At 73.2% G+C, this 17764-nt stretch carries 13 protein-coding genes; 10 read left to right on the forward strand and 3 right to left on the reverse strand.

Annotation, left to right across the window (positions count from 1 at the left end):
* The first annotated feature begins 15 nt into the window (after positions 1 to 15).
* Positions 16 to 1419 (forward strand): LamG-like jellyroll fold domain-containing protein, encoded by a 1404-nt coding sequence (locus I8920_RS09220; RefSeq protein WP_198656082.1) that lies wholly within the window; start codon positions 16 to 18, stop codon positions 1417 to 1419.
* A gap of 34 nt (positions 1420 to 1453) precedes the next feature.
* On the opposite strand, the gene I8920_RS09225 is transcribed toward I8920_RS09220, so the two are convergent.
* Positions 1454 to 1696, reverse strand: a complete 243-nt coding sequence (locus I8920_RS09225) for a zf-HC2 domain-containing protein (RefSeq protein WP_198656083.1) — start codon at positions 1694 to 1696, stop codon at positions 1454 to 1456.
* Complete coding sequence (locus I8920_RS09230) at positions 1693 to 2490, reverse strand: sigma-70 family RNA polymerase sigma factor (protein ID WP_442873584.1); 798 nt, start codon at positions 2488 to 2490, stop codon at positions 1693 to 1695. The genes I8920_RS09225 and I8920_RS09230 overlap by 4 nt, the downstream gene beginning before the upstream one ends.
* 135 nt (positions 2491 to 2625) lie before the next feature.
* Here I8920_RS09230 and aroA point away from each other — a divergent pair, with 135 nt between their 5' ends.
* The 4 genes from aroA to I8920_RS09250 all read left to right on the forward strand — a co-directional run bounded on the left by aroA (position 2626) and on the right by I8920_RS09250 (position 7227).
* Positions 2626 to 3999 (forward strand): 3-phosphoshikimate 1-carboxyvinyltransferase, encoded by a 1374-nt coding sequence (aroA, locus tag I8920_RS09235; RefSeq protein WP_198656084.1) that lies wholly within the window; start codon positions 2626 to 2628, stop codon positions 3997 to 3999.
* Positions 3996 to 5042 (forward strand): ribosome small subunit-dependent GTPase A, encoded by a 1047-nt coding sequence (gene rsgA, locus I8920_RS09240; protein ID WP_198656085.1) that lies wholly within the window; start codon positions 3996 to 3998, stop codon positions 5040 to 5042. The genes aroA and rsgA overlap by 4 nt, the downstream gene beginning before the upstream one ends.
* A gap of 200 nt (positions 5043 to 5242) precedes the next feature.
* Positions 5243 to 6418, forward strand: coding sequence for a hypothetical protein (locus I8920_RS09245; RefSeq protein WP_198656086.1), 1176 nt, complete (start codon positions 5243 to 5245; stop codon positions 6416 to 6418).
* 20 nt (positions 6419 to 6438) lie between these two features.
* On the forward strand, positions 6439 to 7227 hold the full coding sequence (locus tag I8920_RS09250; protein WP_198656087.1) for an inositol monophosphatase family protein: 789 nt from the start codon (positions 6439 to 6441) through the stop codon (positions 7225 to 7227).
* Here the strand turns inward: I8920_RS09250 and I8920_RS09255 are convergent.
* Complete coding sequence (locus I8920_RS09255) at positions 7224 to 8753, reverse strand: MFS transporter (RefSeq protein WP_198656088.1); 1530 nt, start codon at positions 8751 to 8753, stop codon at positions 7224 to 7226. The two genes, I8920_RS09250 and I8920_RS09255, sit on opposite strands and share 4 nt — an antisense overlap.
* A 522-nt stretch (positions 8754 to 9275) precedes the next feature.
* On the opposite strand from I8920_RS09255, the gene I8920_RS09260 reads away from it, so the two are divergent.
* From I8920_RS09260 to I8920_RS09280, 5 genes are all read left to right on the forward strand, one after another.
* Positions 9276 to 11975 (forward strand): helix-turn-helix transcriptional regulator, encoded by a 2700-nt coding sequence (locus tag I8920_RS09260; protein WP_198656089.1) that lies wholly within the window; start codon positions 9276 to 9278, stop codon positions 11973 to 11975.
* Between the two features lie 417 nt (positions 11976 to 12392).
* Positions 12393 to 14207 carry a glutamine--fructose-6-phosphate transaminase (isomerizing) gene (gene glmS / locus I8920_RS09265; protein ID WP_198656090.1) on the forward strand — a complete coding sequence of 605 codons (1815 nt, stop codon included), beginning with the start codon at positions 12393 to 12395 and terminating at the stop codon, positions 14205 to 14207.
* A 74-nt stretch (positions 14208 to 14281) separates the two neighbouring features.
* Positions 14282 to 14995, forward strand: coding sequence for a M50 family metallopeptidase (locus tag I8920_RS09270; protein WP_198656091.1), 714 nt, complete (start codon positions 14282 to 14284; stop codon positions 14993 to 14995).
* Between the two features lie 113 nt (positions 14996 to 15108).
* Positions 15109 to 16449: an O-acetylhomoserine aminocarboxypropyltransferase/cysteine synthase family protein gene (locus I8920_RS09275; protein WP_198656092.1), complete on the forward strand. Its 1341-nt coding sequence runs from the start codon at positions 15109 to 15111 to the stop codon at positions 16447 to 16449.
* Complete coding sequence (locus tag I8920_RS09280; RefSeq protein WP_198656093.1) at positions 16449 to 17756, forward strand: LLM class flavin-dependent oxidoreductase; 1308 nt, start codon at positions 16449 to 16451, stop codon at positions 17754 to 17756. Before I8920_RS09275 ends, I8920_RS09280 begins: the two co-directional genes overlap by 1 nt.
* Positions 17757 to 17764 lie beyond the last annotated feature (8 nt).

The raw sequence follows: 17764 nt of genomic DNA on the forward strand, positions 1-17764 counted from the left end.
CGCGAGGAGCAGCCCGTGTCGACCACCGTCACCCGACGACCCGTCCGCTGCGTCGGAGAGCTGCCCCGGCTGCTCCTCGCGGTCGTGGCGCGCACCGCGCTCTGGACGGTGCTCCTGCTCGCCGTCTGGGCCGCGCTGCCGGCGGCACTCGGCTGGCACCTCACGACCGTGGTGTCGGACTCGATGGCCCCGGGCATCCGCACCGGTGACGTCGTCGCCGCGGTGCCCACCGACGGGGACGCGGTCGAGACCGGGCGCGTCCTGCTGGTCGACGACCCGGACCACGACGACCGGCTGCGGCTGCACCGCCTGGCGCGGATCGAGCAGGACGGCGGCCTCCGGCTCCGTGGCGACGCGAACCCGAGCGCGGACCGGACCACGGTGGCACCGGACGCCGTCCTCGGTGTCGGGGTCCTCCGCTTCCCCGTCGTCGGGCTCCCCGGGGTCTGGATCCGCACCGGCGACTGGGCCGCACTCGTCTCGGTCTGCCTGGGCGTCGGCGCGGCGGTGTTGCTGAGCCGCCTCGACCGGGACCTCCGCGCCGGTCGACCCTGCCCCACCTGTGGTGTCCCGCGCTGGGAGCCGGGAGCGCCGCCGATCGGCGTGGACGTCACGGCCGCACCGCGCGCGGCGCTGCCCGCCCTCGCAGCGGTGGTGCTCATCGCGCTGGTGGGCAGCACCACCGGCGCCACGTTCAGTGGCACAACCGCATCCGGAGCGTCCTTCGGAGCGTCGCTGTTCCCGTGCTTCCACGGGTCCACGAACGGCGCCGTGCTCGCGTGGGACTTCTCCGAGAAGGCCGGCGACGTCGTCGTCGACCGCTCCGGGCACGGGCGGGACGCAGTGCTCCGGCCGAGCGTCGTGCGGGTCGACGGGTCGTGCGGCGCGAACCCCTTCGCGGACTTCCGATCGGGTTCCGCCGACACGGGGGTCGTCCACACCCGCACGGCGCAGGCGGCACCGGAGACGTTCGCCCTGGAACTGTGGTTCAAGACCGCCACGCAGGGACGACTGCTCGGGTTCAGCCAGCGGAGCACAGGTCCGTCCGGGGCGTACGACCGCAACTTCTACGTCGGGCCGGACGGACGCCTGGCGTTCGGCGTCTGGGACGGATCGGTCGCCAAGGTCACGCAGAGCGCCGCACGGGTGGACGACGGGACGTGGCACCACGCGGTCGGGCAGTTCACCAGTGGTCGTCTGGACCTGTGGCTCGACGGCACGCGTGTCGCCGCACGGACGGACGCGGCTTCCGCTGCCGCCTACAGCGGGTACTGGCGAGCCGGTTCGGGCGTCGTCGACCCGACGTGGCCGAACGCCCCGACGAGCACCGTGTTCACCGGCTCGATGGACACGGTCCGTGTCCACGACCAACTGCTCACAGCATCGACGATCCGCGAGCACCACGCAGCCGGCCGCTGACGCCGCCGACACGACGTACTGGCGGCGCTGACCGTCAGTGCGTCGCCTGCTCCACCCGGATGCGGGCGAGGATCTCGGAGCGCAGGTGCTCGGGCGCGGTCTCCTTGCAGGCGCGCTTGACCGTCTCCATGAGCACCACCCCGACCCGGTGTTCGGTCTGGCAGTCCACGCAGTCGTCCATGTGCTCCCGGATGTCCGCGGCGTCCTCACCGCGGAGCTCGTCGTGCAGGAACTCCTCGAGCTCGGCCTTCGCCTTCGAGCAGTCGCAGCCGCTCATCGTGCGTCCTTCCGTCCGGTGCGGCCCGAGGCCGCGCTTGTCGTCGTCTCAGCCGCGCCCCGTCCCCTGCCGCGCATCGTCGCCGTCGACGCTGCGTCCGGGACGATGCCGGTCTCACGGGCGTGGTCCGCCAGCAGCCCTCGCAGGAGCCGGCGGCCACGGTGGAGGCGGCTCATGACCGTCCCCACGGGGGTCTTCATGATGTCGGCGATCTCCTGGTACGAGAAGCCTTCGACATCGGCGAAGTAGACGGCCATCCGGAAGTCCTCCGGGATGGCCTGCAGGGCGTCCTTCACGGCGGAGGACGGCAGGTGGTCGATCGCGTCGGCCTCGGCGGACCGCGCGGAGATCGACTGCGTGACGCTCTCCGCGCCGCCGAGCTGCCAGTCCTCGAGCTCGTCGATGGTGCCCTGGTACGGGTTCCGCTGGTTCTTGCGGTACGTGTTGATGAACGTGTTCGTCAGGATCCGGTACAGCCAGGCCTTCAGGTTCGTGCCCTGCTTGAACTGCCGGAACGCGGCGAACGCCTTGACGAAGGTCTCCTGCACCAGATCGGACGCGTCGGCCGGGTTGCGGGTCATCCGCATCGCGGCGCCGTACAGCTGGTCCATGAACGGCAGGGCCTGGTCCTCGAACAGTGACCGCAGCTCCCCCTCGGAGACGGTCTTCTCGTCCGCGGGCTCCGGCTCGGCCTCGGCGGCGAGCGCGGCGGCCTCGTCGGACACCGCGTCGAGCTGCACCTCGGTCTCCTCGACCAGGTCGTGCGGTACTGCCTGCGGTTCGTCGGTCGTCATCGTCGGCAAGTCTAGGCCGAGCACGCCGAGCGTCGTCGGCGCGGCGGGCAGCACGGTCGCCGTGCCGGTCCGCTCCCGCGCGAGTGTTGCTGTCGCCACTGATCCTCCCGGTGCGTTCAGTACCCTGGTGAACCGATGGCAGACACGACGCATTCCCCGCACGGGACACCGGCCCCGCACGAGCCCTGGACCGCCCCGCTCGCGCACGGTCCGCTGCGCGGTGACGTGGCCCTGCCCGGCTCGAAGTCGCTCACGAACCGGGAGCTCGTGCTCGCCGCCCTCGCCGACGGCCCGTCGGTGATCCGGCTGCCCTTGCACTCCCGCGACTCCGCGCTCATGATCGCGGGACTCCGGCAGCTCGGCGTGGGGATCGAGGAGCTGCCCGGCACCAACCCCTACGGCCCGGACCTCCGGATCACGCCGGCCCCGATGCACGGCGACGTGCGGCTCGACTGCGGGCTCGCCGGCACCGTCATGCGGTTCCTCCCCCCGCTCGCCGCCCTCGCCGTCGGAGCCGTGACCGTCGACGGCGACCCCTACGCCCGCAAGCGCCCGATGCACGCCGTCGTGCAGGCGCTCGTCGACCTCGGCGTCCAGGTCAGCGACGACGGCGGCGGTTCCATGCCCTTCGCGTTCACCGGCACGGGCTCGGTCCGCGGCGGCGCCCTGACGATCGACGCGTCGGCCTCGTCGCAGTTCGTGTCCGGCCTGCTGCTGTCGGCACCGCGCTTCGACGAGGGCCTGCACCTCACCCACGTCGGCGAGCGCCTGCCGAGCATGCCGCACATCGAGATGACCGTCGCCGCGCTCCGTGCCCGCGGCGCGCGGGTCGACGAGCCGGCGGTCGGCGAGTGGGTCGTGCACCCCGGGCCGATCGCCGCGCGCGACGTCACCATCGAGCCGGACCTGTCGAACGCGGCGCCGTTCGCGGTGGCCGCGCTCGTCGCGGGCGGGACGGTGCGCATCCGCACCTGGCCGACCGAGACGACGCAGGTCGGCGCCGACCTCGAGACGCTCCTGCCCCTGTGGGGCGCGACCGTGGCCCGTGACGGCGACGACCTGGTCGTCGACGGCGGCGTCGGGGTCCGGGGTGGGGCCTCCCTGCCGGGGGTCGACCTGGACCTGAGCCGCGGCGGCGAACTCGCACCGGCGCTCGTTGCGCTCGCGGCGCTCGCGGCCGAGCCGAGCGAGATCACCGGGATCGGCCACCTGCGTGGGCACGAGACGGACCGCCTCGCCGCGCTCGCGGCGGACCTCAACCGGTCTGGAGGCACGGTGCACGAACGCGACGAGGGCCTGCGGATCGAGCCGGCCGCGCTCCACGGCAGCGCCTGGGCCGCGTACGACGACCACCGGATGGCGACGGCTGGCGCGATCGTGGGCCTGGTCGTCGACGGCGTCGCCGTCGACGACATCGGGTCGACGGCGAAGACCCTGCCGCAGTTCCCGGAGCTGTGGGCGGCGCTGGTGGCGTCGTCGGCCCAGCAGGAGGGTGAGGTCCGACCGTGAGCTGGTGGGACGACGTCGACGGGGACGACTCCGACGCGGACGAGCCGTACGGCCAGTACGACGAGTCGAGCGTGCGGGTGCGCCCGAACCCGAAGGGCAACCGGCCGCGCACGAAGACGCGGCCGACCTACGACGACGCCCCGGTGGGCTGGGTGACGAACGTCGACCGCGGGCGGTTCGGCGTGCTGGTCGACGACCGCGTCATCACCGCCACGAAGGCCCGCGAGCTCGGCAAGAAGTCCGTCGTCACGGGCGACCACGTGTCGCTCGTCGGTGACGTCTCCGGCGATCCCGGGTCCCTGGCCCGCATCGTGAAGGTCGCGGAGCGGACCACCCTGCTGCGCCGGAGCGCCGACGACTCCGACGAGGTCGAGCGCGTCATCGTGGCGAACGCCGACCAGATGCTCATCGTGGTGGCGGCCGCCGATCCCGAGCCCCGCACACGACTGATCGACCGGTACCTGGTGGCCGCGTTCGACGCCGGCCTCGACCCGATCCTGTGCATCACGAAGACCGACCTGGCCGACCCGACGCCGTTCCTGGCGCACTTCGCGTGCCTGGACCTGCGGATCGTGACGAGCAGGTCCGACGACGTGCCGTTCGACGCGCTGCACGAGCTGCTCGACGACGCGGTGACCGTGACCGTGGGGCACTCCGGCGTCGGCAAGTCCACGCTGGTGAACGCCATCACCGGCTCGAGCCGTGCCACCGGCGTCGTGAACGCGGTGACCGGTCGCGGGCGGCACACCTCGTCGTCGTCGATCGCGCTGCGCGTGCGGGACGGCGGTTGGATCATCGACACCCCGGGGGTTCGGTCGTTCGGCCTGGGGCACGTCGACCCCGCGAACGTGTTCCGGGCCTTCGCGTCGCACGCGGTGCCGGTGCTCCCCGCGCGCGACGGGATCCCCCTGGCGCAGGCGCACGACTGGGAGATCGTCGACCGGGTGCAGGCCGGGGAGCTCGGGCCGACCGGCGTCGAGCGGCTCGACTCGTTCCGGGCGCTGCTGACCGGCATGGGCGCGTCCGACCCCGGTTCCGAGTAGCGCGCGCGGCCGCGCGGCGGGCGTGCGGGCGGGCGGCCTGCCGGGCGACCGGGCTGCCGGGCGTGCGTCCGGGCGCCCGCTGGCCTCGAGGTCGCACTCCAGCCCGCATCGAGGCGAGGGACACCGGCCGGAGTGCGACCTCACCGGCCCGGGTGCTCCCGCGTCGACACGGGTGCGGGGGCGTTGTACAGTTGGGCCACGTGTCTGAAGTTGCAAAGTACAACTTTGCGCCGACCGCAGCAGCAGTCGACGCCCCGTCCACGAGCCCGACGACGACGTCGCACGCGCGCCACTCCCCCACGCACGAGTCCCCACGAGCACCGAAGCCCCAGCGCACCGACAGTGTCCTGCTCCCCGCCGGCCTCGGCCGGGTGCTGCGGACCTTCGCCACGCACATCCTCGTCCCGCTGTTCCTGGCGGCCGGCATGGGCCTGGCGTACCTCGGCGCCTTCCACGCCCCCGCGCCGCACGACCTGCCGGTCGGGGTCGTCGGCCAGAGCGCCGCGACGCAGGTGTTCGCACAGACCGTCACCGACGAGTCCGACGGCGCCCTGGTCGCCCACGTCGTCGCGTCATCCGCCGAGGCCGAACGGCAGGTGCGCGACCGTACGCTCGCGGCTGTGTACGCGCCGACCCCGACGGGCGCCACGCTCTACGTCTCGACGGCCGCGTCGGAGACCACCGCCAGTGCCGCCCAGAAGGTGTTCCTGCCGATCGCGTACGAGCAGCACGTGCCCTTCCGGGTGGTCGACGTCGTCCCGACGGGCGACCAGGACACCACCGGCCAGGGCCTGTTCTTCCTGCTGGTCGCACTGAGCGTCGGCGGGTACGCGTCCGCGATCGCCGTCGCCGCCGTGGCGACGAAGCTGCGGCCGGTGTGGACCGCCGTGGTCGGACTGGCCACCGCGGGGGTCGTCGCGGGCATCGGCACGGTCGTCGCCGGCCCCGTGTACGGCGTGCTCACCACGCACCAGTGGCAGGTGTTCCTGTTCGCCTGGCTGTACGACGCCGTCATCATCGCGCTCGGCATCGGCCTGCACCCGGTGCTCGGCCGCTGGACCACGCCGATCCTGACGATGCTCTTCGTCATGCTCAACTTCACGTCGTCCGGCGGCATCTTCCAGCCGGCGTTCCAGCCGGGCTTCTTCGCCGCGCTGCACACGTTCTGGAGCGGCGCCGCGTGGCTGCAGGCGGCGCAGGACCTGCAGTACTTCCCCGACGCATCGCTCGGGCGGCCCGCACTGGTCCTCGTGCTCTGGTTCGTCGCGGCGGTCCTGCTCGGCGTCGTCGTGCACGGACTCGTCGCCCGGCGCACCCGCATCGCCCGCGAGCGCGAGGTCGGGCCGCTCGAGGAAGAGGAGGTCGTCGCCGCCTGACGACCGGTAGGTTTGCCGACGTGGACCTCAGCGCCGACCTGGACTTCGCCCGCTCCCTCGCCGACACCGCCGACGTGATCAGCCTCGAACGCTTCCGTGCCGCCGACCTGCACGTGTCGAAGAAGGCCGACAGCACGCACGTCACCGACGCCGACCAGGCCGTCGAGCAGGCGCTTCGCCAGCGGATCGCCACCGAGCGGCCCGACGACGCGTTCCTCGGCGAGGAGACGACGGCCGACTCGGGGGCCGAGGCGACAAGTGAAGGCCACCGGCAGTGGGTCGTCGACCCGATCGACGGCACCGCGAACTACCTGCGCGGTGTCCCGGTGTGGGCCACCCTCATCGCCCTGGCGGTCGACGGCCGGCCGGTGCTCGGCGTCGTCAGCGCGCCGGCGCTCGGCAAGCGGTGGTGGGCGGCGGAAGGACTCGGCGCGCACTCGTTCGACGGCCCCCTGCGGGTGTCCGGCGTCGACGAGCTGGCGGACGCGAGCCTGAGCTACAACAGCATCCAGCAGTGGGACGAGGACGACCGGCTCGACGCACTGGTCGCCCTGTCGCGCAAGGTCTGGCGCACCCGCGCGTACGGCGACATGTGGTCGTACATGCTCGTGGCCGAGGGCGTCCTCGACGTGGCGGGCGAACCGGACCTCAAGCCGTGGGACATCGCGGCCCTCGTGCCCATCGTCGAGGAGGCCGGCGGTCGCTTCACCTCGCTCGACGGTGACCCCGGCGCCTGGCACGGCAGCGCCCTGGCCACGAACGGCCTGGTGCACGACGCCGTCGTCGAGCTCATCCGCCGGGCGGACTAGCCCTCGTGCTGCGCGGCCGGGGCTGACGACCCCTCGTGCCCGGGCGCCGATCGGTCCTCGCGCCGCGCCGCCCGTCGTCGCGCCACCAGGTCCGCACCGGCCAGCACCAGGGCGAGGGCCATCAGCGACACCGTGAAGGTCGTCCCGCTGCGGAACGCGTCGTGGTAGGCGTCGAGCTGGTCGCCGCCGCCGGCACCGGCCGCCTCGCTCCGGACGATCCCGTAGAAGATGCTCGTGGCGACGGCGGTCCCGATCGCCGTGCCGACACGCTGCCCGAGCTGCTGCATCGAGCCGGCCACTCCGGACTGTTCGACCGGGATCTCGGCGAGGGTCAGCGTCTGGTTCGGGGACACGACGAACCCACCGCCGAGTCCGCCCACCAGGAACGCGCCCGCCATCGCCCACGGGGTGACCTCCGGCGGGGTGGCGACCGCGGCGACCATGAGCAGCACGAAGCCGACGACCACCATGCCGAGGCCCGCGACGACGAGTGCGCGGCCGACCCGGTCGACGATCCGTCCGCCCACGTACGACCCGACGGCACTCGTGGCGGCGAAGGGGATGCTCACCATCCCGGCGTACAGCGGCGAGAGCCCGAGGCCCTCCTGCAGGTACAGCGTCACCATGAGGAACGAGGCCGGCAACGCCGCGAAGTAGACGGCGACGATCGACAGGCCGTTGCGGTACGACGACAGCCGGAACAGCTCGAAGTGCACCACGGGTGACTTCCCCTGCCGCGTGAAGTGCCGCTCCCACAGCACGAACAGCCCCAGGAACACGACGAAGCCGACGAGCCAGAACCACCGCGCCGGCGACCCGCCACCACCGCTGGTGAGCACGAACGGCAGCATCAGGGTGACGATCGCGGCACCGAGCAGCAGGATCCCGACGATGTCCAGCTCGCGGTCCTGCGCCTTCCCCTGCACCCCCTTGGGCAGGAGCCGGATCGCGAAGAACAACGCGGCGACACCCAGGGGCACGTTCATCCAGAACAGCAGCCGCCAACCCGACTCCTCGCCGCCGATCGCGATGAGCCCGCCGCCGATGGTCGGTCCGAGCGCCGTCGAGATGCCGATCATCGCGCCGAACAAGCCGAACGCCCGGCCGCGCTCCGGGCCGCGGAACAGCTGCTGCACGAGCCCGATGACCTGTGGCATCTGGATGCCCGCGGCGAAGCCCTGCAGGATCCGCGTGACGATGAGCACCTCGATGGTCGGCGCGACGGCGCACAGCAGACTCGATCCGGTGAACGCGGAGAGCCCGACGACGAACAGCACACGACGACTCTTGAGGTCGCCGAGCCGACCGGCCGGCACCAGGGCCAGACCGAAGGCGAGCGCGTACCCCGCCACGATGAGCTGCAGCGACGAGCTGGACGCCCCGAGCGACTGCTCGATCGACGGCAGCCCGACGTTGACCTTGGACAGGTCGAGGATGGTGAGCGCCGCGACGGCCACGCAGACGGCGAAGGCCCGCCACCGCGTGCGGTCGTCGAGGCGGGCGTCGGTCGTTTCGGCTTCGGACATCCCGTCCGTGGTACACCGATGCGCTCGGGCACGGTCCGGACCGAGGTGTACCCCGTTCCGTCCGGTCCCCGCCGGGCGACGTCTCCCGACGCGCCGGCCCCCCTCGTCCGTGGCCCCCCGTACTGGGGGCACCGTTGTGGACAGCGTGGCACTGCGGACGGTCGCGACGGCCGGTCCCTGGGTTATCGTGCTCACGACAGCAGGTCACGTGACGCCGAGGATTCCCTAGATCCGACCGCCGAGCAGACCAGCGTCGTTCGTCCGAAGACCCTAACCCGAGGGGTGATACAGACGATGACATCATCGTTCCCGAGCGGAACCGAGTGCACCCTCACTCGTCGACCGCATTCCGTCCACGACCGTCCCGGCGCGCGTCCGATCGCCGCCACCCGTCCGCACTCCGTCACGGTCACCCGCCGTGCAGCAGTCCGGACCGCCTCCCCGCGACCCGTCGCTGCGAACACCACGTTCTCCGACGACCTCGTCGCCGCATCCACCTCCGGACCCGGAGGCCGGTGAGTCATGGCACTCACCGGTCGACGTCTCGAGGTCGACCGGATCGCGACCCTCGCAGCACTCCCCAGGGAGTCCGCGATGGTCGTGGTCGGCGACCCCGGCTCCGGACGCAGCAGCGTCCTCGACGCGGTCTCGGACCGCGTCCCTCTCCCCGTCGTCCGGGTCGGGGTCAACGGGAGTGAGTCCCGCTGGCCGCTGGCCGGGGTGACCTCCCTGTTCACCGCGCTCGACGACCCCCGCGCCACGGCACACATCGCCCACCTCATCCAGGCGGGCGGCGCGACGACGGCCGAGCACACGGCGGACCTCGCCGCGGCGCACGACTTCCTCGACGCCGTGCACGCGCTGACCCTGCCGCCGACGCTCGTCCTGATCGACGACCTCGACCGGATGGACGTCGAGAGCCAGGAGCTCATCGCCTTCCTCGCCGGTCGGCTGGCCGGGACCGCACTGCGCCTCGTGGCGTCGGTGCGCACCGTCCCGTCGGACGGACCGCTCGCGGCGCTGCCGATGCTGCGCATCGAACCGCTGCCGTCGGACGAGGCACTCGCCCTCGCCCGCGCCATGGCTCCGGACGAGGCGAACGACGGCGTCCTCGCCGTCCTCGCCGAGGAGACCGGCGGCAACCCCGGCGCGCTCCGCGAACAGCTCGCGGTGCTCAGCCGCGAACAGCTCACCGGCGCGGAGCCGATCGTGCTCCCGCTCCGACCGACCCCGACGACCGAGGCCCTCGCGGCACTCGCACTCGGGCGTGCCGCAGGACGCGATCTGGACGTCCTCGCGAAGCTCGCCCTGGTGCCGGTCGCGCGGACGACCGCGTGGGACCGCGACGAACTGGACGACCTGGTCGGCGCCGGGCTCGTGACCGTGCGCGGGCAGAGCGTCACCGTGCGCGATCCGCTCGTGCGGTCGTCGCTCTACTGGCGGATGCCCGCCCGCGAGCGTCGCGCCGCCCACACCGCCCTCGCCAGCTCGAGCGCGGTGTCCGACCCGCGGGCAGCCGCGTGGCACCGCAGCTTCGTCGACGAGGTCCCCGACGTCGTCGCCCTGCTGCAGGCCGCCCGGTCGTACGTCGCCGACGGCGCCGTGCACGCGGCGACCGCCCTCACCGAACGCGCACTGCACGTCGGGAGCGGCACCGAGGACGAGCACGTCGCGCTCCTGGGCGTCGCGGAGTCGATGCTCGGCAACCGCCTGCTCGGCTTCGCGGCGCGCTACCTCGCCGCGCTCCGTCCGTTCCGGACGACGGCGCACGAGGTCCGTCGACTCCGGCTGCAGTACTCGACCGAGTACCTGAGCGGTGACGCGGTGCACGCGGACGAACTCCTCGTCCCCGTCGACACCACCGACCCCGCCGAGATCGACGCCGTCGCGGGCCTGATGGCCATGGTGGCGTGCTTCCGGGCCGAAGCGTGGGAACTCGACCAGGCGAAGGACCTGCTGCAGCGCCTCGAGCCCCTCGTGGCGTCGGCGTCCCCGCACACCCTCGAGATCGCCACGACGGCCCGTGAGCTCATCGCCGCCGTCGACGGGGTCCTGCCACCGGACACCGAGCTGCACGGTGGACTCGCCACGTCCGAACTCGTCGCGCTGTCCGACCCGGCACTGCTGCTCCTCGCGCACGCGCTGAGCATCGGGGAACGGCACCGCAGTGCGCGACGGGTGTTCGCGCTCGTCGTGGCCCGCGGGCAGGAGACGTCCCCGGTGTGGACCGAGGCGGCGCGGTACCTGACGGCGGAGAACGAGGTGCGTGCGGGGAACTTCCGGCAGGCACTCCGCGCGATCGACGTCTGGGAGGCCGGCTCGTCCGTGGTGGAGCGGCTGCGCGAACCGTCCCGCGCGATCGCCGTCGCCTGGCGGCACTTCGCCGAGGGCCGGTCGACGGACGCGCTGGACGCGGTCGACCGGTGCCTCCACCACCGGTCGACGAACCGCCTGTGGGGCGCGACGGCACGGCTGTACGCACTCCGCGGTCGGATCCTGCTGCTCGACGGCCGACTCGACGAGGCGGCGACCGCGCTGGAGGCCGCCGACGCCGTCGGACGGTCGCTGCGGAACCCCGCCGTGCTGCGGCACCTCGGCGACCTCGTCGAGGCCTACGTGCTGCTCGGCCGGGTGGACGACGCGCGGACGGTCACGGCGCGGCTCGCGGCCGACCACCACGCGCGGCCCGGCCGCTGGGGTGCGCTGGTGCTGGCACGCTGCCTGGCGCTCGTCGCGGACGACACCACGCGGGAACCCGCCCGTCGGCGTGCGATCGAGCTGTTCCAGCCGCACGACTCGCAGTTCGAACGTGCCCGGACCTTCGCGGCGCTGGCCGCCGTCGGCACCCCGGCCGAGCGTCCGCGCCTGGGAGCGGCGGCCGCTGCGGCGTACGAGGCGGCGGGGCTCCGGCGACCGCTCGCCACGCCCGCACCGACCGTCGCCATGCCCCGCTCCGGTGCCGGCGCGTCACTCCGGTCCGCTCCGGTCGTGTCGCCGTCGACCCCCGGGACGCCGCGCAGCGCCCCGGACGCGTCGGCAGTGCTCACGTCGCTGACGGCCGAGGAACGCGCCGTGGTGCAGAAGGTCACCGAGGGGTACCGCAACCGCGAGATCGCGTCGTCGCTGTTCATGTCGCAGCGCACGGTGGAGCTGCGGCTCACGCAGATCTACCGCAAGGTGGGAGCGCGGTCGCGCTCGCACCTGGTCGCGCTGCTCACCTAGTCGACGTGACCACGTGACGGACGGGAGGCCCGGTACCAGCTGGTACCGGGCCTCCCGTCCGTCGTGCCGTCGCGTTGCGGGAGTCCGCACGCACCCGCGTGCGCGGTCGGCCGCGCACGCGGGGAACCGCAAGAGCGTCGGACGGGTGTTGCCGTGCGGTCGTGGTCGGGTGAGGCTTCTCCTGCACCGACCGCCGTGCCCCTCCCCCGGGGGCCAGCCCGCAGACCCTGTCCGGTACCCGACCCTCGTGGTCACCGGGACCGACGTCCGTCCTCGCCTGATCCGTGGACGGCCCTCGCGACCGACCCGAGGACCCGGACGCGCGGCAGACCCGACGGCGGTCGGTGCAGCCCCCGCTCCACCTCCCCCGCTCCACCCCGCTCGACCGCTCCACCCGATCCACCGAAGGGACAGCCGATGTGCGGCATCATCGCAGCCCGGGTGTCCGACGACGCGACGCCCTACCTGCTCGACGGGCTCGAGCGTCTCGAGTACCGCGGCTACGACTCCGTCGGCATCGCCGTGCGGACCGCCGACGGGCGCACCGAGAGCGTCCGGTCGGTGTCCCGCGTCGGCGACCTGCGGGCGCTGGTCGCGGCGCGCACCGGTGCGGCGCTGACCGGCGTCGGCATCGGCCACACCCGGTGGGCCACGCACGGAACGGTGCGCGAGGCCAACGCACACCCGCACGGCGACTGCTCCGGCCGGATCGCCATCGTGCACAACGGCATCATCGAGAACGCCGACCGCCTGCGTGCGACGCTGACCGCACAGGGGCACCGGTTCCGGTCCGAGGTCGACTCCGAGGTCGTCGCGCACCTGGTCGAGCGTGCCCTGGCCGTCGACCCCGACCTCATGCTCGCGGTGCAGATCGCGACGGCGCAGCTCGAGGGGTCGTGGGCGATCGTCGTCCTCGACGCACGCGACGGCCGCATGGTGGCGGCGGCGGACCGTTCCCCGCTCGTCGTCGCACGGTCCGGCCGCGGTGACTTCGTGGCGAGCGACGTCGGCGCGATCGCCGAGTGGTGCGAGACCTTCGTGCCGCTCCGCGACGGCGACGTCGTCGAGCTCGGTGAGGCCTGGTCGTGGACCTCCGGCGGCATCGCGGTCCCGGTGCCCTTCCCGACCCCGGCCCCGTTCGCCGCGGCCGCCCTGGACCTCGGCGACCACACCGACCACATGGCCAAGGAGATCGCCGAGCAGGCCGACGTCGTCGCGACGATCCTGGACCGGGTGGCACGCCGGACCGCCGACGGCAGCACCTGGGTCGGCCTCGGGCTGCCCGGGTTCCACCGACTCGCCGTCGTCGCCTGCGGCACGTCGTTGAACGCGGGCCAGGTGATCGCCACCGCGGTCCGCGGGATCGGCGGTGTGCCGACCGACATCGTGGTCGCGAGCGAGGCCGACCAGGCCGTGCTCGGCCCCGGCACCCTGGTCGTCGCGATCAGCCAGTCCGGCGAGACCGCCGACGTGCTCCGTGCCCTCGACCGCTTCGAGGACCGCCACCCGGTGCTCGCCCTGACGAACAACCTGCACTCGTCGCTCGCCCGGCGCGCCGACGCCGTGCTCGACTGCCACGCCGGACCCGAGATCGGCGTCGCCGCGACGAAGACGTTCACGGCGCAGGTCGTCGTGGGGGTCGCCGCGATGATCTCGGCGATGGTGACGTCGGGACGCATCGAGCCGTCCCGCGCCCAGGTGCTCGTCGACGAGCTGCTCGACCTGCCCGCCCGGATCGAGCACGCCGCCCGGGTCTCCGCCGACCGGATGCCGCTGCTGGTGTCGAGCGTCAAGGAGGCGTCCGGGTTCCTGTTCCTCGGCCGCGGCGCCGGCCTGCCGTACGCCGCCGAGGGCGCCCTGAAGCTCAAGGAGCTCAGCTACCGCTGGGCCGAGGCCTACCCCGCCGGCGAGCTGAAGCACGGACCGCTCGCGCTGGTCGACGACGGTACCCCGGTGGTCGTCATCGACCACGGCGCGCCGAAGATCCAGTCGGCGATCGCCGAGGTCCGGGCCCGCGGGGGCTTCGTCATCACGATCGGTGGTGCGTCCGCGGACATCCCCGCACTCGGCCGCCGTGGCACCGGCGACCTGGCGTGGGGCGACGTGACCGCGCCGTGGGGGCCGCTCGAAGCGGTCGTGCCGCTGCAGCTGCTCGCCCGCGAGCTCGCCCTGCAGCTCGGCTGCGACGTGGACAAGCCCCGCAACCTGGCGAAGTCGGTCACGGTCGAGTAGTCGCACGCCCGGCCCGGGGTGCCGGAGCAGCGGTCCTCGGCGGAACGCTCGGGCGGGGGTGCGATGCTGGTGTCTTGACCACCGCAGCCCCGCCCCTCGTGTTCGTCGCCCTCCTGGTGGGCGCCCTCCTGCCGTTCGTGCCCGTCGTCGGTCGGGTCGCCCGCATCGCCGCGACGATCGCGCACGAGGTCGGCCACGCGATCGTGGTCGTCCCGTTCGGCGGCCGCATCCAGCGGATCGAACTGCACCCCGACGGCTCGGGCGAGGCCTGGATGCAGCTCGGGCGGGTGCCGGGCGGCGTGCGGTGGCTCGTCCGGATCCTGAACCTGTACGCCGGGTACAGCGCGCCGCTCTGGGCCGGGGTGCTCCTGGTCACCGGTGTGCTGCACGGGTCACGGTGGCTGCCCGTCGTCGTGCTCGCCGTCGTCGGGCTCGTGGCGCTCGCGTTCGTGCGGAACTGGTTCGGGCTGCTCGTCGTTCTGGGCTTCGACGTGCTCGCGCTCTGGGTGGCGCTCCGCCCGTCCGAGACGACCGTGCTCGTGGTCGCCGCCGTCGGGGCGTTCTTCGTCGTCGACGGCCTGCGCTCGGTGGTGCAGGTCGCACGGTGGCTGCTCACCGGGGCCCGGGTCCGGACGGACTTCCACATCGCGGCCGACGAGATGCGGGTACCGGCGACGCTGTGGTTCGTGCTGTTCGTCGTCGTGAACGGCGTCGCCGTCTGGCTGGCGCGCGGGCCGCTGCTCAAGGTCTGGGACACCGTCGCCGCCGGGGTCCGCGCCCTCGTCTGATCCCGGCGCCGACCCGGTACGGCGCGCTGCGGTCGCGTAACCGGACGCCACACGCCGCACTGCGCGGGTGCGGGCTGCGAGGCTGTCCGGCACACGATCCCCGGAGGTGCCCCATGGCGAACGACGTCCTCGGCTTCACGACCGAACAGGTGCACGGCGGCTTCCTGCCCGACGCGGCCCACGGCGCCCGGGTGCCCGCCGTGCACATGTCCTCCGGGTTCCTGTTCGACGACTTCGACCAGGCCCGCGAACGGTTCGCCGGCACCGACGACGGCTACACGTACACACGCCTCGGCAACCCCACGAACGCCGACGTCGAACGCCGGGTCGCCCTGCTCGAACACGGTGTCGAGGCGATCCTGGTCGGCAGCGGGCAGGCGGCCGCCACCGTCGCGTTCCTCGGGCTGCTGCAGGCCGGTGACCACGTCGTGAGCGCCCGGAGCATCTACGAGGGCACCCGCGGGCTGCTGGTGCAGAACCTGGGCCGGCTCGGCATCGCGGTGGACTTCGTCGCCGACGGGCGCGACCTCGACGCATGGGCCGCAGCGGTCCGCCCGGAGACGAAGGCGTTCTTCGCGGAGACGATCCCGAACCCCAAGAACGACGTGCTCGACATCACCGGGGTCGCCGAGACCGCGCACCGCGCCGGCGTCCCGCTCGTCGTCGACAACACGCTGGCGACGCCGTACTTGGTGCGCCCCGTCGAGCACGGCGCCGACATCGTCGTGCACTCGGCGTCGAAGTTCCTGTCCGGGCACGGCGCCGGTCTGGGCGGGGTGGTCGTCGACGGTGGCCGGTTCGACTGGTCCGCGGCACCCGGCCGGTGGACGCACCTGACCGGTCCGGACCGGGCGCTCGGCGGCGCGAGCTACGTCGAGCGGTTCGGCGACCGGGCCTTCGCGGCCTACGCACGCGACGTCGTCGCAGCGCGGATCGGTCCGACACCGTCGCCGTTCAACGCGTTCCTGCTCCGCCAGGGCATCGAGACGCTGTCGCTGCGGGTGGAGCGCCACAGCGCGAACGCGCTGGCGGTGGCGCAGTGGCTCGAGCACCAGCCGGAGGTGACGAGCGTCGACCACGCGGGGCTCGCCTCCAGTCCGTCCCACGACCTGGCCCAGCGGTACCTGCCGCGCGGAGCCGGGTCCGTCTTCGCCTTCACGCTCGCCGGTGGCGAAGCCGCCGCGCGGGCGTTCATCGACGGCGTCGAGCTCTTCAGTCGGATGACCCACCTGGGCGACGTGCGATCCCTGATCCTGCACCCGGCGAGCACCACGCACGCCGGCCGGACCACGCAGGAGCGCGCCGAACAGGGCATCGACGACGGGTTGATCCGGCTGTCCGTCGGCATCGAGGACGTCGCGGACCTGCTCCGCGACCTGGAGCGCGGGTTCGCCGCCGTGCGGTCCGCGGCGCCCGCCATGCGGACGGACCACGTCGTGGGCGAGGTGCGCTAGTGGCCGAGCTGCAGCACTTCGGGTACTTCTTCTCGCGCGGGTTCGGCCCGCAGGCGTGGGGTCGCTCCGACTGGGACTGGGGGTACGACTGGACGAAGCCGAACCTGTACCAGCAGTCCGTCCGGACCCTCGAGCAGGCCGGCATGGACCTGGTCGTCGCCGAGGACGCCGTGTCCCTCGGCAGCCCCGCCACCCTGGACCTGCGGATCCGACAGGCGTACGGCGGCCCGAAGCACGACCCACTGCTGCTCGCGCCGTACCTGTTCGCCGCCACCAGCCACATCGGCATCGCCCCCACCGTGAACGCCGGCATCACGCCGCCGTACCTGGCCGCACGACAGTTCGCGACCCTGGCGCACCTGTCCTCGGACCGGTTCGGCATCAACGTCGTCACCGACGTCGGCAGTGCCCGGCACGCCGGCCTGCCGCCGCTGCCGCACGACCGGGCGTACGACCGCGCCGAGGAGTGGATCACCCTGATCCGTCGGCTCTGGCACTCGTGGGGGCCTTCCGGGTACATCGGGGAGGCGTCGGACTGGAGGTTCGCCGACGGTGACGCCCTCGACGCGTTCCACCACGAGGGCGACTTCTTCACCGCCGACGGTCCGCTCAACGCGCTGCCGCTCGACTCGGACCCGGTGGTCGTCTCCCCCGGTGGTTCCGGGCGAGGACTGGCCTTCGCCGGGACCCACTCCGACGTGCAGCTCGCGCTCGCGCCGCTGTCCGCCGCAGCCGTGGCGGACCACCGAGCCGGCGTGGTCGCCGCAGCCGAGGCCGCCGGGCGGTCCGCCGCGGACATCCGGGTGCTGTTCGTGCTGAAGCCCGTGGTCGTGGCATCGACCGAGGAAGCCGACCGGCTCGTCGCCGCGTCCGAGCACCCGTCCGACGATGCCCTGCGCGCGGCCGCCGTCGCGTGCTCGAGCGACTCGGAGACCGACCTCCTCGCACTCGACCTCGATGCGCCGGTGCCGGACGGGACCTTCGGCGAGCACGTCTCCGCCGGCACGATCCGCGGGCTGCTCGGCGACACCCCGGACGCCCCTCTGCGTGAACTGCTCACCCGCAAGGCGCGGCTCGGGCGGATCGACTCGCGGTCCGGCCTGGTCGGGACCGCGGACGAGTTCGCCGACTACATCGAGGAGCTCGGCAGCGACGCGGACAACGACGGGTTCCTGTTCTCGGGCGATCTGCACCCGGCGCAGGTGCACCGGATGCTGGGCGACCTGGTGCCCGTGCTCCGGCGCCGTGGGCTCCTGCGGCGGGAGTACGGCGCCGGAGGGGTGCGGGGGAACCTGTTCGACTTCTAGGCGGGTGA

The sequence above is a fragment of the Curtobacterium sp. YC1 genome (assembly GCF_016267665.1).
Classification (GTDB): domain Bacteria; phylum Actinomycetota; class Actinomycetes; order Actinomycetales; family Microbacteriaceae; genus Curtobacterium.

Excerpts from the sequence above, each read along its gene's own strand:
- I8920_RS09225 (WP_198656083.1), bottom strand. The coding sequence starts at position 1,696 with ATGAGCGGCTGCGACTGCTCGAAGGCGAAGGCCGAGCTCGAGGAGTTC.
- I8920_RS09230 (WP_442873584.1), bottom strand. The coding sequence starts at position 2,490 with ATGACGACCGACGAACCGCAGGCAGTACCGCACGACCTGGTCGAGGAG.
- aroA (WP_198656084.1), top strand. The coding sequence starts at position 2,626 with ATGGCAGACACGACGCATTCCCCGCACGGGACACCGGCCCCGCACGAG.
- I8920_RS09255 (WP_198656088.1), bottom strand. The coding sequence starts at position 8,753 with ATGTCCGAAGCCGAAACGACCGACGCCCGCCTCGACGACCGCACGCGG.
- I8920_RS09260 (WP_198656089.1), top strand. The coding sequence starts at position 9,276 with ATGGCACTCACCGGTCGACGTCTCGAGGTCGACCGGATCGCGACCCTC.
- glmS (WP_198656090.1), top strand. The coding sequence starts at position 12,393 with ATGTGCGGCATCATCGCAGCCCGGGTGTCCGACGACGCGACGCCCTAC.
- I8920_RS09275 (WP_198656092.1), top strand. The coding sequence starts at position 15,109 with ATGGCGAACGACGTCCTCGGCTTCACGACCGAACAGGTGCACGGCGGC.